14 protein-coding genes are annotated in these 15,447 nt (G+C 51.1%); 2 read left to right on the top strand and 12 right to left on the bottom strand.

Annotated features, from left to right (window positions below; genetic code table 11):
- Positions 1–104: 104 nt before the first annotated feature.
- The 5 genes from dinF to L4D76_RS09105 all read right to left on the bottom strand — a co-directional run bounded on the left by dinF (position 105) and on the right by L4D76_RS09105 (position 5,192).
- Complete coding sequence (gene dinF / locus L4D76_RS09125) at positions 105–1,454, bottom strand: MATE family efflux transporter DinF (RefSeq protein WP_428440597.1); 1,350 nt, start codon at positions 1,452–1,454, stop codon at positions 105–107.
- 413 nt (positions 1,455–1,867) lie between these two features.
- Complete coding sequence (gene cyoE / locus L4D76_RS09120) at positions 1,868–2,827, bottom strand: heme o synthase (RefSeq protein WP_428440596.1); 960 nt, start codon at positions 2,825–2,827, stop codon at positions 1,868–1,870.
- A complete protein-coding gene (locus L4D76_RS09115) occupies positions 2,820–3,908 on the bottom strand; it encodes a COX15/CtaA family protein (protein WP_428440595.1) in 1,089 nt (362 codons plus the stop codon). The genes cyoE and L4D76_RS09115 overlap by 8 nt, the downstream gene beginning before the upstream one ends.
- A 4-nt stretch (positions 3,909–3,912) precedes the next feature.
- Complete coding sequence (locus tag L4D76_RS09110) at positions 3,913–4,518, bottom strand: cytochrome oxidase (protein WP_428440594.1); 606 nt, start codon at positions 4,516–4,518, stop codon at positions 3,913–3,915.
- The gene (locus L4D76_RS09105) at positions 4,515–5,192 is read right to left on the bottom strand and encodes an SURF1 family protein (RefSeq protein WP_428440593.1); all 678 of its coding nucleotides are present in this window, start codon (positions 5,190–5,192) and stop codon (positions 4,515–4,517) included. Before L4D76_RS09105 ends, L4D76_RS09110 begins: the two co-directional genes overlap by 4 nt.
- A 26-nt stretch (positions 5,193–5,218) precedes the next feature.
- Between L4D76_RS09105 and L4D76_RS09100 the strand changes: the two genes are divergently transcribed.
- Positions 5,219–5,428: a DUF2909 domain-containing protein gene (locus L4D76_RS09100; RefSeq protein ID WP_428440592.1), complete on the top strand. Its 210-nt coding sequence runs from the start codon at positions 5,219–5,221 to the stop codon at positions 5,426–5,428.
- A gap of 114 nt (positions 5,429–5,542) precedes the next feature.
- Here the strand turns inward: L4D76_RS09100 and L4D76_RS09095 are convergent, their stop codons facing one another.
- From L4D76_RS09095 to lexA, 5 genes are all read right to left on the bottom strand, one after another.
- On the bottom strand, positions 5,543–6,445 hold the full coding sequence (locus L4D76_RS09095) for a cytochrome c oxidase subunit 3 (protein ID WP_428440591.1): 903 nt from the start codon (positions 6,443–6,445) through the stop codon (positions 5,543–5,545).
- 8 nt (positions 6,446–6,453) lie between these two features.
- Positions 6,454–7,038, bottom strand: coding sequence for a cytochrome c oxidase assembly protein (locus L4D76_RS09090; protein ID WP_428440590.1), 585 nt, complete (start codon positions 7,036–7,038; stop codon positions 6,454–6,456).
- 15 nt (positions 7,039–7,053) lie between these two features.
- A complete protein-coding gene (gene ctaD, locus L4D76_RS09085; protein ID WP_428440589.1) occupies positions 7,054–8,658 on the bottom strand; it encodes a cytochrome c oxidase subunit I in 1,605 nt (534 codons plus the stop codon).
- A 13-nt stretch (positions 8,659–8,671) separates the two neighbouring features.
- Positions 8,672–9,796 carry a cytochrome c oxidase subunit II gene (gene coxB, locus L4D76_RS09080; RefSeq protein WP_428440667.1) on the bottom strand — a complete coding sequence of 375 codons (1,125 nt, stop codon included), beginning with the start codon at positions 9,794–9,796 and terminating at the stop codon, positions 8,672–8,674.
- Between the two features lie 481 nt (positions 9,797–10,277).
- Complete coding sequence (gene lexA, locus L4D76_RS09075; protein ID WP_428440588.1) at positions 10,278–10,898, bottom strand: transcriptional repressor LexA; 621 nt, start codon at positions 10,896–10,898, stop codon at positions 10,278–10,280.
- A gap of 323 nt (positions 10,899–11,221) precedes the next feature.
- Here lexA and plsB point away from each other — a divergent pair, with 323 nt between their 5' ends.
- Positions 11,222–13,663 (top strand): glycerol-3-phosphate 1-O-acyltransferase PlsB, encoded by a 2,442-nt coding sequence (gene plsB / locus L4D76_RS09070; protein ID WP_428440587.1) that lies wholly within the window; start codon positions 11,222–11,224, stop codon positions 13,661–13,663.
- A 321-nt stretch (positions 13,664–13,984) separates the two neighbouring features.
- Here plsB and ubiA read toward each other — a convergent pair whose 3' ends face one another.
- Together ubiA and L4D76_RS09060 are read right to left on the bottom strand one after the other, a co-directional pair.
- Positions 13,985–14,848 (bottom strand): 4-hydroxybenzoate octaprenyltransferase, encoded by an 864-nt coding sequence (ubiA, locus tag L4D76_RS09065; protein WP_428440586.1) that lies wholly within the window; start codon positions 14,846–14,848, stop codon positions 13,985–13,987.
- Positions 14,842–15,384 carry a chorismate--pyruvate lyase family protein gene (locus tag L4D76_RS09060; protein ID WP_428440585.1) on the bottom strand — a complete coding sequence of 181 codons (543 nt, stop codon included), beginning with the start codon at positions 15,382–15,384 and terminating at the stop codon, positions 14,842–14,844. The genes ubiA and L4D76_RS09060 overlap by 7 nt, the downstream gene beginning before the upstream one ends.
- Between the last annotated feature and the right edge of the window lie 63 nt (positions 15,385–15,447).

The following is a 15,447-nucleotide window of genomic DNA, read 5'->3' as shown; positions in this document are numbered from 1 at the left end:
CTAAATCACCCACTCAACAATTGTGCACATTTTAAACAGATCGATAAGCGGATGTGTAGAATTTTTTGTCGTAAAAATAATCAATAGCAGTTGAATAATTCTAACTAATTGTTTGCACTAGCGGGTTCCAGGAAAATATTTTTTTGCCACTGGTAAGCAAATATGACAGCCAGGCCAATTCCGCGCATTGCCATGAAACCCAGCATCGCCCCCCACAGGGCGTGGTTGCCAAAATCACTCAACCACCACCAGATAGCAAAGAAACAACATACCGCGACAAACATGCTATTACGCATTTCTTTGCCCCGGGTCGCGCCAATGAAAATACCATCCAGCAAGAAACACCACATCGACACTAACGGCACTGCCGCCAGCCATGGTAAATACAGCATCGCCTCTTGCTGTACCGCCGGAAGATCTGAAATCACCCCGATAATTTCACGGCCAAACACCGTAAAGGCCAGCGTCAGCAAGAGAGAGATGATCAGGCTCCAGAACGTGGTACCAATCAGGAAACGTCCCAGGGCGTCACGATCTTTAGCCCCGATGGCTTTGCCCACCAAGGCTTCCATGGCGTAAGCAAAACCGTCCATTGCATACGACACCAGCATCAGAAAGCTCATTAGTACCGCATTGGCCGCCACCACGTTGTCGCCCAGCGTTGCGCCCTGAAACGTCATAAAGACAAACGTCAGCTGCAAACACAAGCTACGCAGAAAAATATCCCGATTCAGTTTCAGCAGCCGTCCCATGCCATGGCGCACACTACTGATTTTATCTCTGAGTGAGGGCAACATCTGCGCCAGCCAATGCCGGTAGACAAACCACAGCCCGAGTAACAACCCGCTGTAATCGGCCAGAACCGAAGCCGCTGCAGCACCTTGAACCTTCCAGCCAAACCCGAGCACAAACAACACATCGAGGATGATATTCACCAGATTCGTAACGATCAGCAGCCACATCGGGGAGCGGGCATTCTGCGTTCCCAGCAGCCAGCCCATGATGACAAAGTTGGCGAGTGCCGCCGGCGCGCCCCAGATACGGATGGAGAAATACTGCTCGGCGTAAAACTTCACTTCCTCACTGGCACTGCTGAGATGAAACACCAGCGAGGCAATCGGTTGATGGAACACAATCAGCACGAATGCCAGCAACCAGGCCATGGCAATGCCCTGAACGAACACCCCGGCCTGCGCATCTTTATCACTGGCACCATAGGCCTGAGCACATAATCCGGTCGTGGCCATCCGTAAAAAACCCAGCAGCCAGAACGTCATGTTGATCATCGTGCCCCCCACGGCCACCCCACCCAGATACCAGGCCTGATCCAGGTGGCCGATCACCGAAGCATCAACCAGCCCCAAAAGCGGCACGGTAATATTGGATAACACCATAGGGATCGCCAGCGCAAAAACCTGACGATGTAATGAGACATTCTTTAACGCTGCTAGCACTGCAAACCCCAAGCCTGATAACGATCCATTTCAACCGGCATCAGTGAATAATTCTGTTTAAAATATACCCAAACCACCTCAAGATGCGAGATTCAGAGCTTCCTCTGGGAATTCAATTCGAACGAAATGTGTGTAGGAATGGCGTTCCCTTTCAAACACATTTTGTGAAGAAGTGATTTTCCAGAGGAGCTCCCAAAGGGCGAGTGTCATTGGCTTTTATTCTGTGTTACCCATTATCTAAATAGAACCACTATTCACTCAAATGGCTGCCTTGACTAAAAGCCAATGAGTTCTCGCTGAACTCTGTATCTTGAGGTGGTTTGGGTATAACACCACAGTGTAGCGACTTGCTGCCGGTGACAAAAGCCACCGGCAGTGATTAGAGGAAGAAAATTAACGGGGAGTTACCACCATTACAGCAATGCCGTTAGCCAATGATCGGCCAGCAGCACCACAAACAAGGCTAAGAGATGCCAGATTGAATACTTGAAGGTGGCCCAGGCATGGCCGACCGTATCGGCAAATTTCAGCTTCACTGCATAACCAATAAACCCGGCATTCAGTAAACTGCTGCCAATCAGATATAAGCCTCCGCTCATGCCTGTCAGCCAGGGCAGCAAACCAACTACAAACAGGATCACGGTATAGAGCAGCACCATTGTTTTAGTAAATTCAATACCGTGCGTCACCGGCAACATCGGAATACCAGCTTTGGCGTAATCATCTTTGCGGTGGATCGCCAACGCCCAAAAGTGCGGCGGGGTCCAGCTAAAGACCAGCATCACCAGTAACAGGGCGTGCGGATCAAGCAGCCCGGTCACCGCCGTCCAACCCAGCAACGGTGGCGCTGCCCCTGCCAAGCCGCCGATCACGATATTCTGGGGGGTGGCATGTTTTAACCACACGGTATAAACCACCGCATACCCCACCAGACTGGCCATGGTTAACCAAGCCGTCAGAGCGTTTAATGCCAGCAGCATAACAAAACCCAGCACCATTAAGCTGGAGGCAAATAACACCGCTTTATACGTCGCTACCCGTCCTTTGGCTAATGGACGATGATAAGTACGCGCCATTTGAGCATCTAAACGGCGATCCAGTACATGATTAAACACCGCTGCCGCCGCTGACTGAAAACCGATCCCCATCAACCCGAGTACAACCTCTTTTGCGGGAGGGATCCCAGGGACCGCCAGGCACATTCCAACCAAAGCGGTCAGCAGCAACATTGCCACCACTTTCGGTTTGGTCATGGTGAGATAATCACGCCATAACGCCGGTTTTGCCCTCTTTAAGGGTGCCGCCCTGGATTGAGCGGTGGGTTTGCTGGCAGCTGTGCTCCCGGCATTTCCTAACAGCTGAGATTTAGCCATGGCTTCTGCCCTCCGGTGCTAATTTGTCCGAGTAGCGCTGAACATCGCGCCAGCAATAAAGATGATGATTAGTCGCGACCAGGATCAGTAACAGGATCGCCCCGACCAGATTATGTCCTACGGCCACCAACAGCGGCAGACTCGCCACCACATTGGTGATCCCCAGACAAAGCTGCAAGGCAAGGGCAATACCTACCCCCACCCCATACCGACGCGGTACTGATTGCCGCCATAAACGCCACATCAACAGCACAAGGACGATGGTCGTCACCATGGCACCGATCCGGTGGGCGACATGGATCGAGACGCGCTGATGGTAATTCAGTACCCCATATTGATAACTGTCATGTTCCGGCTGGATCGGTTCAAAGGCGCTCATATCAAAGTGCAGCAGCCAGTCCACTTCACAAATCGGCAATTGAGTACAGGCGACGGCGGCATAGTTTGCCGCTGTCCAGCCCCCCAGGGCGATCTGCCCTGCGACCATCAGCAACGCCACCAGCGCCATAGCCTGTAACGCCGGCAATGACTGTGATTGCGAAAGTAATTGCGGCGACGAAAATGACTGGCGTGATAAAGACGCTCGCGGTAACTGGTGCAGGATCTCTTGCTGGCGGACTCTTAACGCCAGTAGTAGCAATAAAGAAGCGGTGGTAAAGCCGCCAAGCAGATGCCCCATCACCACCACAGGCATCAGAACCAGAGTGACCGTCCACATTCCCAGCAAAGCCTGGAAAATAACGGTGCCCAGTAGCAAGGCGGGTAACAGTTTTGGCGTCGCGGGACGTCGCCAGGCAATGACATTTATCACCAGGATCAGCAGGCCTAAGCAGCCCGCAAAATAGCGATGAACCATTTCATTCCAGGCCTTGTCCACCTCAACATGTGCATCCGGAAAGGCCAGCTGAGCCAGCAATTGCTGCTCACTGCTTTGTGGTACCGAAAGAAAGCCATAACAGCCGGGCCAGTCAGGACAGCCTAGTCCGGCTTCCGTCAGACGGGTATAGGCGCCCAATGCGATAACGCACAAAGACAAGATAAAGGTCAGATAGATGAGAGACTTGAATCTGAATAATGGCATGGGCTTAACCTATCCTTGAGACTTTCAACAGCCGTTTCAAATCGCGCAGCAGATCTTTTCCCTGCGCCAGAATAGCCGTTTTGCCTTGCGCTAACGGGTAGGCCATCATCACGTTCCCGAGGGGATCGGCGAGATAAATCGCTGCGGTACCATATTCCAGCGTCTCGATCTGAGCCACCACATGATCAGGTACCCTCATCAGCTGCAAGCCCTCGGTTAGCGCCTGTGTATCTGTTGGATCCGGCATAACCGTCTGCTTTCGGTTCGCAGCCTGAGATTGAACCACTTGGTCTGATATAAATGAGGCTGGCTGCTCAGCCACCAGCACCACACTGCTGACGCGGTCCCGATCAGCGCCGATAGCCTGCGGAACCTGGCGCAGATTAAACAGCGCCCCCTGACATAACTCATCACATGATTGTGGCAACAAATATACCAGCTGCCATTTACCGGGTTCCGTCAGCCAGTTGGATGCCAGCGGGGAAGCCAGCAGCTGACCGCGATTGGTAACTCCCCCCTGATACCAATTGAGATCCAGTACTATTTTGGCCAGCAGCAAGGGCAGCAGAAAGACCCCGAGTAGCAGCAATAACATTCCATGTTTCTTCATACACGACTCCTTTTTAGCCACCAGAACGCCAGCCCTGAAACTGCAACTGCCAGCAGGAACCACTGCAAAGCATAGGCATAGTGCTTTTGCGGTCCCATCACGACCGGGATCCAGGTTTGTTGTAATGCCACCGCATTGTCGGGATCGATCTGCAATATCCACGGTAGCAGCGGCAATTGCATCTGATGTGAGAGTTGGTCAAGATGAAGATTTTGTACCCGCAGCGGCCAGCTCTCCCCTAATGGCTCTGCCGCCAGTTCAATGAGCTGTGAGGGCGGAGCAATGACACCGGAAATACGTAACTCTCCATGATGCTCAGGCAGGATCGGCATTTGTTCACGGTAAACCGGTGCCGCAATCCAGCCCAGGTTCACCAGCAGCCAGCCATCATCAACAACAAATGGATACAACAGGTGGTAACCCGGCTGACCGCGATATAACTGATTATCAAGCAAGACGGCTTTGCTGTGATCGAACCGGCCATGAAGGGTTAAGCCATACCAGCGCGGATCATCCGGCAAGCTGGCCAAACTGTAATAAACCTGTTCACTGCGACGTTCCAGCACGGTATTCAGGGCTTCTTTTTCCTCGGCGCGAGACAATTGCCACCAGCCTAACTTGACCAATGTCAGCATTACCGCCACAGTAAAAAGTATGAATCCGATCCTTCGCATACTTATCCTTATGTTCCGGAGACGCCATGCTCATCAAAGCCATCATCGTCTGCCAGCTGATCTTCATTGTGCTGAATCTGTTCCGGGCCTTGCCGGTGATGCTAAAAAGCAACCCGGCAAAAAAACCTTCCTCACATTATCTGGGCCGCCGAATCGTCTTTTCCGTCATCGCATTTGCCATTCTGTTGGTTGCCTTGGCCACTGGCGTTATCGAGCCAAACCCAAGGCCATATTGAGTTCAGAATCGAGGATCTAGTACCGAGAATCGAGAGTCGAGAAGTTAGAAACTCGCCCCTAGAACCTAGAATCTCGCCCCTAGAAACTAGTCACTCGCCACTCGCCACTCGCCCCTAAAGTATGTAAACAAACACAAACAGGCACAGCCAAACTACATCGACAAAGTGCCAGTACCAGGCGCCAGCCTGGAAGGCAAAATGCTGCTCTGCAGAAAAATGGCCTTTCAATATCCGGCACCAGACAATGAATAAAATGATGGTGCCTAAGGTCACATGCATACCGTGGAAACCGGTCAGCAGGAAGAAGGTGTTGCCATAGATCCCGGCATCAAGGGTCAGCCCCATTTCATGGTAAGCATGGACATACTCGATACCCTGCAGGTAAACAAATAAGCCGCCTAACAGCACCGTTAACAATAAAAACAGGGTGACCCGGGAGCGTTTATCTTGCTCCAGGGCTGTATGAGCGATGTGGACGGTGACAGAGGAAATAAGCAGGATTAGGGTGTTATACAACGGCAGACCGATCGGCCCCATGGCCTGGGTTTGTGTGCCGCCCGGGGTGGTCAGCAACGGCCACTGCGCGATAAATTCCGGCCACAATATTGCGCTGGTCATCTCATTATTACCGGCCCCGCCGAGCCAGGGCACGGCAATCATCCGGGCATAGAACAACGCGCCAAAAAAAGCGGCAAAGAACATCACTTCCGAAAAAATAAACCAGCTCATGCCCTGGCGAAACGAGCGATCCATCTGGGCACTGTACAGTCCGCCCATCGACTCCCGGATCACATCGCGGAACCAGCCCGTTAGCATAAACAGCAGTAAACCCACCCCTGCCAGCAGGATCCATGGCCCCTGGCCACCGAACAGACCACCGACCGTTGCCCCGGCGCCGAGGGCGATAAGAAACAGCGCCACCGCCCCGACGATCGGCCAGATACTCGCTGCCGGCACATAATAATGCTCATGGGGCTGATGGATGGATTGATCATGCTCTGTGTCTGGATTGGACATCTTCAACCTCATTGCGTTTGTGCCGTGCTCTCCGGCTGGGCGTTATAGAGCGTGTAAGCCAGGGTCAGGGTGCTTATCTCTTCCGGCAATTCCGGATCGATATAAAAGACCAATGGCAGCTCGGCAGATCCCCCTGCCTCCAGTGGCTGATGGTTAAAGCAAAAACACTCAATCTTATTGAAATAACGGGCTGCCTGGCCGGGCGATACCGAGGGTACCGCCTGCCCAACCGAGCTGTTCGCCGTCAGATTACGGGCCGTATACTTAATGGTCTGGATCTGACCCGGGTTAACCACCACACGGGTGATTTGCGGCTCGAATATCCAATCCATCCCCGGATTGATATAAGCGACAAATTCCACCGTGACTTCCCGCCCGCGATCAACTTGCCGGATCTGGGTTGTCGGCGTATTCGCCGTTTTGCCATTGATCCCGGTAATATCGCAAAACACGTCATACAGCGGCACCAAGGCAAAGGCAAAACCAAACATCAACACCGCCATCAGCACCAGGGACCACAGCGAGCGTTGTTTTCCGCGATGGCCTGACGGCTTCTCATGATCAGGTGGGATCTGCTCTGGCTGCTGGCTCATATCACGTTCCTTTACTTAATCGATTTTGGGCGGGGTCGAAAAAGTATGGTGCGGCGCGGGTGAATCCACCGTCCATTCCAGCCCTTCGGCACCTTCCCAAGGCTTGGCGGCGGCTGGCTCTCCGCCCCTGACGCATTTAATCACCACCCACAAAAAGATCAGCTGCGACAGGCCAAACATAAAGCCGCCGATACTGACCACCGCATTCACATCGGCAAACTGCAACGCGTAATCAGGAATACGGCGCGGCATCCCCGCCAGCCCCAGGAAATGCATCGGGAAGAACAGAATATTGACCGACACCACCGAGCACCAGAAATGCCACTTCGCCAGCCGTTCATCGAACATGTGACCGGTCCATTTCGGCAACCAATAATAAGCCGCCGCCATGATCGAGAAGATGGCGCCCGATACCAGCACATAGTGGAAGTGGGCCACCACAAAATAGGTATCGTGATACTGGAAATCGACCGGAGTAATGGCCAGCATCAGGCCGGAAAAGCCACCGATGGTAAACAGCACGATAAAAGCAATGGCAAACATCATCGGGATTTCAAAGGTCAGCGAGCCGCGCCACATCGTGGCGACCCAGTTGAAGACCTTTACCCCGGTCGGCACCGAGATCAGCATGGTGCAGTACATAAAGAACAACTCGGCAGCAACGGGCATACCGGTCGTAAACATATGGTGCGCCCAGACCAGGAAGCTCAGCCCGGCAATCGAGGCGGTGGCATACACCATCGAACTGTAACCAAACAGCTTCTTACGGGAAAACGCAGGTACAATCGCCGATATGATGCCGAAGCTGGGTAAAATCATGATGTAGACTTCCGGGTGACCGAAAAACCAGAAGATATGCTGGAACATCACCGGATCGCCCCCGCCGGCGGCATCAAAAAAACTGGTTCCAAAGAACTTATCGGTCAGTATCATGGTCACCGCACCAGCCAGTACCGGCATCACCGCAATCAGCAGAAACGCGGTGATCAGCCAGGTCCAGACAAACAGCGGCATTTTCATATAGGTCATGCCCGGTGCCCGCAAATTGATAATCGTGACAATCACATTGATTGCCCCCATGATCGAGCTGATCCCCATAATATGGACAGAGAACACAAACAGCCCGGTACTTTGCGGGCTGAATGTCGTCGAGAGCGGAGCATAGAAGGTCCAGCCGAAGTTTGGCCCGCCCCCTTCAAGAAACAGCGACGACAGTAACATGGCAAAGGCAAAAGGCAGGATCCAAAAGCTCCAATTGTTCATTCGCGGCAGTGCCATATCCGGCGCGCCAATCATCAGCGGGATCATCCAGTTTGCCAGCCCGGTAAAGGCCGGCATTACCGCCCCGAATACCATGATCAGACCATGCATAGTGGTCATCTGGTTAAAGAAGTTAGGCTCAATCAGCTGCAGACCCGGCTGGAATAACTCGGCCCGGATCACCATCGCCATCGCCCCGCCAGTCAGGAACATGGCAAAGCTGAACATCAGGTAGAGCGAACCAATATCTTTGTGATTGGTGGTAAACAGCCAGCGCTTAAAACCGGTCTGATGAGGGGCGTGGGTGTGATGGGTTTCCGTTTCTTTTACTTCCGCCTGCTCGCGTAACATATCCGTCATCAATCATCGCCCCTTATAGATCTTCACCGTTAAGCACTGCCTGCACTTCGGCAGCTTGTACCGTATCGCCCGTATTGTTACCCCAGGCATTACGCTCGTACGTGATCACCGCAGCCAGCTCCTTCAGACCTAATTGCGGACCAAAAGCCTGCATTGCAGTACCGGCACGACCATGAACTACCACACTGATATGTTCTAATTGCTTGTCCGCATCGGCCGCCACACCCTCGCCCGCCAGCGCCGGGAAAGCCCCGGGAATACCCTGACCATTTGGCTGATGACACATGGCACAACGTGCGATATAGGTTTTTTCTCCTACTCCCATCAGCTCATCCATTGACATTTCCATCGCCAGTAAGCGCTGCTCTTCTTCACGGGTTTGCTGCTGAGTCACTTTGGTCATTTGCAGCCACTCTTCATACTCAGCCTGAGGTTTTGCAATCACCACAATCGGCATGAAACCATGGTCTTTACCGCACAACTCTGCACATTGGCCACGATAAATGCCCGGCTTATCAATGCGGGTCCAGGCTTCATTGATAAAGCCTGGATTGGCGTCTTTCTTAACAGCAAAATCCGGGATCCACCAGGAGTGGATCACATCTTGCGAGGTGATCAGGAAGCGCACTTTCTGGCCAATTGGCAACACTAACGGACGATCCACTTCCAACAAATAATTTTCACGTTTCTCGCGGGTATTATCGATTTGCGCCGGAGATGTCGCGAGAAGTGAATAAAAATCAATATCTTCGTTGAAATAGCGGTAATGCCACTTCCATTGCGAACCGGTAATTTGAATGGTGAGATCGGATTTGGAGATATCTTCCATGGCTAGCAAGGTTTTCGTTGCCGGAACAGCCATCACGATCAGGATGACAAAAGGAATAATGGTCCAGATGATCTCGACCTTGGTACTTTCGTGGAACGAAGCAGCAACGGCACCGCGGGATTTACGATGATGAAGAATGGCCCAGAACATGACACCAAAAACCACAATCCCTATGACGACACAGATGTAGAAAATGGTCATATGCAGATCAAACACTTGCTGGCTAACCTGAGTTACCCCTTGCGTCATGTTCAATCGCATACTTTCCGTTTCGGCAGCAGCGGGTAGTGCCCAAAAACCTACCATCATTGTGCTGATCAGTTGGCGAATTATCACCCTGATCCCTCCCTCTGTCATCCTGACATTCATCAAGAACTGGTCAAAGAAAACATTCACCCATAAGACACCATGGATAAATAAGTGCATCAGCACATCAAGTGGCATTTAACACTTTATTTACATTCAACTTAGGACAAGATCAGAGAAATGAGCAAAGAATTGCCGACAAATAATAAAACGGGGATAACAGAGGTATGCGTGTGCCAATCGATGATAAAGCAGAGATAAATGAATGGAGCGAGGGAGATCTACAGACGAACATGGATCAGAACAGGTGTAAGTCGGTATTTAAATTTGGGCATTTTGGCGATCCAACGCTGCCAAGAAGACCAGCGTGGACAATGATTATCCAATGGACAAAAGCAACTCATGGACTCACCCAGGGCAAGTCCATTACCGAGCCGTTACGCATGGCGTAACGGGAAGCATTAGTCATTAGTCTTGCAACGAACTACATCCAGTCAGCGTTACGTATAACACCGACGGCAATGCCTTCGATCGTTAGCTGCTGGTGCTCAAGATCGACAACAATCGGCTCGAACTCTTCATTCTCAGCGTGCAACAGCACCTGAGCACCTTGCTTATCCAGCCGTTTTACGGTGACGTCATCGTCAACACGGGCAACCACCACCTGGCCATTATGGACGTCCTGGGTTTTATGTACAGCCAGTAAATCACCATCCATAATACCGATATCTTTCATGCTCATGCCATTGACCCGCAACAGAAAATCGGCGCGAGGTTTGAACAAGGCCGGATCGACATCGTAATGGGTTTCTACATGTTCCTGAGCCAGGATCGGCTCACCGGCAGCAACACGGCCAATCAAAGGCAACCCGTGCTCTTGTGGCTCATTATTGTTGACCAGCACCCGAATACCCCGGGAGGCACCCGGTATGATTTCAATCACTTCTTTACGTGCCAGGGCTTTTAAATGCTCTTCAGCTGCATTAGCAGAACGAAAGCCAAGTTCACGAGCAATTTCAGCACGTGTTGGCGGCATCCCACTATCTTCAATTTTTGCTTTGATTAAATCAAAGACTTCTTGTTGGCGCGGCGTTAACGGCTTCATGACTCACCTGTTTGTTTATACAGTTCACTGTGAGTATATCCAGTGTTTACGAGCTTGAAAAGGCAATTGTTTACGAAAAGAACAATTTGGCGAAGAAGCATAAACAATCGCCCGGTTAGAACCCGGTCCATCGTTGCAAACATCCGTCCTTGCTAACCTCGTCATGTCCCCAATCGGGAAGAGTGGATTAACGGAATAAATAATTAACGGGAAACATCATTAATATGATGACTTTACGATGATATCTCGCATTTTCGCTGCATGAGAGTCATTATTTTCTGCTATCCTAGCCACGCATTAAGAATTCGAGGCTAGTAAAAGATATGTCAAGTTGGCAGAAAATCTACCAAAAATTACTGAATTTGCCGCTTTCTCTGCTGGTTAAAACCAATTCAATTCCCTCTGATCCGGTCAAAGATCTGGAGTTGGACTTAGAGCGACCAATTATCTACATATTACCATTTCGGTCTAACACCGATTTGATGACCCTGCGCAGCAGTACCCAGGAGCTGGGATTACCGGATCCGCTATCTCCGCTGGTGATTGGCGACCGACAATTCCCCCGCTATGTGTATATCGCCAATGGCCCCAGTATTTTTGGTACCAATGGTGAATTACCGCAAGAATCTATCGATCTTTTTATCGAGTTGCTGGAGCAGCACAAACAGGATGCTGAGCTGGATATCCAGCTGGTGCCTGCATCGATTTTATGGGGGCGTAAGCCCGGTAAAGAAAGTCACCGCGGTCCTATCCTGCATCCGCTCAACGGCCCGGAAAAATTCACGGCCATTCTAGGTCATGGCCGTGACTGCCTGGTACGCCTGAGCACGCCGGTATCATTGCGTTACATGGCAGACAACCACGGCACCGATGACGCTATTGCCCATAAACTGGCGCGGGTCGCAAAAATTCATTTCTCTCGTCAGAAAATTGCCGCTTCAGGGCCCCGCCTGCCTGATCGCCAGGCACTGTTTAAGCGTTTGCTGGCTTCAAAAGCGATTGAGAAAGTCGTAAGAGAAGAAGCCCAGAGCCGGGATGTGCCGATTGAAAAAGTCCGTAAAGAAGCCATCGATATGATGGAAGAAATTGCGGCTGATTTTTCTTATTCACTGATCAAACGAGCCGAACGCTTCCTTGGCTGGCTGTGGAACAAACTGTATCAAGGGCTCAATATCCACAATGCCCAGCGGGTGCGTAAATTGGCACAAGACGGTCATGAAATCGTTTATGTACCTTGTCACCGCAGCCATATGGATTACCTGCTATTGTCTTATGTACTGTATGAGGAAGGTCTGGTCCCTCCACACATTGCGGCGGGCATTAACCTGAACTTCTTCCCGGCAGGTCCTTTTTTCCGCCGTGCTGGCGCGTTCTTTATTCGCCGCAGTTTTAAAGGAAATCGCCTCTATTCCACCGTGTTTCGCGAATACCTGGCTGAACTTTTTTCCAAAGGTTACTCGGTAGAATACTTCAGTGAAGGTGGCCGTTCCCGTACCGGTCGTTTGCTGCCTGCTAAAACCGGCATGCTGTCGATGACTATTCAGGCCATGCTGCGCGGTCTTAACCGTCCGGTCACCTTAGTGCCGGTCTATATCGGTTACGAACACGTGATGGAAGTGGCAACCTATGCCAATGAGCTGCGCGGTAAACGCAAAGAAAAAGAAAACGTCGGTCAGGTTCTGCGTACTTTGCGTAAGCTACGTAATCTGGGGCAGGGATATGTAAACTTTGGTGAGCCTATCCCGCTTAACCAATATCTCAATGATAATGTACCTGACTGGCACAATGACATTGATCCCATCGAGCCGCAAAAACCTAGCTGGATGAACCCTGTGGTCAATCAGCTGGCAACGAAGATGATGACCCATATCAACGATGCGGCAGCAACCAATGCCCTGACCTTGTGTGCACTGGCACTGTTGTCATCGCGCCAGCGCGCATTAAGTCGCGAAGAGCTGGAACAGCAGATCGACAGTTATCTGCAAATTCTGCGCAATACGCCGTATTCCAGCCAGAGCACCGTTCCGGAAGACGATGCCAAAGCACTGGTCGAGCATGCTCTCGCGATGGATAAATTCATTGTTGAACGTGACAGTTTGGGAGATGTCGTCTCGCTTAACCGTCAGCAATCAATATTGATGACCTATTATCGCAATAACATCATTCACCTGTTTGCGCTGCCATCACTGATTGCCCATATTGTAATTCAATATCAAAGTCTGACTGTTGATGAAATCCATCAACAGGTTGGACGGCTGTATCCGTTCCTCAAGGCAGAACTGTTCCTGCGCTATGAAACACAAGAGCTGGATGAGGTAATTGATTCGCTGATCCAGGAGCTGGTTCGCCAGCGCCTGCTATTAAGTGATGGTCTGAATATTTCACTCAATAGTGCCCGTATCGGACCACTACAGCTGTTAGCCCGTACGATCACCGAGACGTTGCAGCGCTATAGCATTACCCTGACCCTGTTATGTGCCGAACCGCAGATGATGAAGAGTGAATTGGAACAGCAAAGCCAGATGATGGCCCAGCGTCTGAGCCGCTTGCACGGCATCAATGCCCCCGAGTTCTTTGATAAAGGGGTATTTGCCATTCTGGTGAAGACCCTGCGCCGTGAAGGCTACCTCAACGATGAGTGCCATGCGGTATCTCGCCCCGTTGAAAACCTGGCCGATCAGTTAGCCGCACTGGTATCGCCAGAGGTGAAGCTCACGATTCAGGCAGTCATCAACCGGGATGAGAAGCAAGTAAATAACGAGTAGAGGGTGGCAAGATTCTAGAAGCTCGATACCGAGAATACCCTTTCAAAGCTGGCTTACTGCCAGCTTTTTTCTTGCCGTTAACGTCCCACATCCTCTGGGTTATTCAGCTTTTGACTTACTGGTGACCCAAAGCTCTGTAAGGTGTACAGCTATATAAGCTTTTGACCTGCAGCAACCCCAAAGCCCAATAAGCTGAACACCTTCCCAACCTTTTGACTTGCTGGTAACCCCAAGCTCATAAAGCGGTCCCCATCCGCCAAACCAGAAGACCTGGCACAAAAAAAGCGCCATAAGGCGCTTCTTCATCGAGTTAACTGGCTATCAGCCGAGGTACACACTGATCCCCATACCGCCGCAAATCAGCATACCAACGTAATTATTGTTTAAGAAAGCCTTGAAGCATGATTCTCTTTCACGACTGCGGATCAACATCTGCTGATACACAAACAGCGCAGCGGCAGCAAGCAGGCACCAATAATAAGTCTGATTCAAAGCCAGCATCTGACCAATAGCAATCAGTACCACCAAGGCGCTTAACTGCAGCAAGCCAATGATAATTTTATCAAAACGTCCGAACAATATGGCGGTCGATTTGATCCCGACATTGATATCGTCATCACGATCAACCATCGCATACTGAGTATCATAAGCAATGGTCCATAGAATATTGGCAATGAACAGCAGCCACGCTGCGGCAGGTAATTCACCCGCTTGCGCAGCATAAGCCATTGGGATAGACCAGCCAAAGGCCATGCCCAGGATGAGCTGAGGCAGGTGGGTATATCGTTTCATAAACGGATAAGCCGCCGCCAGAAATAATCCGACAAATGACAGCATAATAGTCAGGGTATTCATGGTCAGCACCAGCATGAACGACACTAAGACCAGCAGACCAAACAGGCCTAACGCTTCACGCTCTGACACCTTGCCCGACGGCATCGGCCGGTTAGCTGTACGTTTCACATGACCATCAAAATTGCGATCGGCAAAGTCATTGATCACGCAGCCTGCGGCCCGCATAAAGATCACCCCGAGCACAAATACCACCAGCACCTGCAGATCCGGCAATCCATCGGCAGCCAGAAACAAGGCCCATAGTGTTGGCCAAAGCAGCAGCAAGCTCCCGATCGGGCGGTCAAATCGTGCAAGCTGCCAATATACTCTCGCTTTGGTCATCGCTAACATTGGCTCTCCTTTGAGTAAACCGGTGCCTGCGCCAGAAATAATTCGGCCACCAGCAAAGGTTTATCATTTATCCATAAACGCGAACGCCGTGCCCACAGAGGCTTATCCTCAGTGCCAACATTTGCCACCACAAGCGCGTCACGACGCGCACTGCTATCAGTAAAGACTCTGAACCCTAATGGTATCTCGCCTAACTGCTCAAGATCACGCTCCTGCCCGGTCAGTGTTGATAGCGGGATTAAGGTACGAGCAAACACCCACGGCTGGCCATCGCCCCGCAACACAACCTTACGCATCAGGCACTCAGTATCCCCGAGCAAGGCTCGCTCATCATCTGATAAGAAAGATTTATCTATTTTCTGCTGTTCGAGCAGAGAAACAGTAAATGTGTCACAATGTCGCTCAAAACGACGCGATAATGAATCAGGTTCAAGCAACCAATGCCCAAACTCTGTCCCCTCTAGTGCCACGGCCTCTGGAGACTGCCAACGGGCGCTATCCAACAAGGGTTTATACAACTGTTTGAATTTCGACATCTTTCCAATACAAATTCTACCAGCCGAACATGAAAAGAACTTGGTAGAATGCTGTTAATTTAT

The organism is Photobacterium sagamiensis (assembly GCF_050337085.1).
GTDB lineage: Bacteria > Pseudomonadota > Gammaproteobacteria > Enterobacterales > Vibrionaceae > Photobacterium > Photobacterium sagamiensis.
Note: the sequence above shows the minus strand (reverse complement) of the source record. Positions and strands in the feature narration are given on the sequence as shown.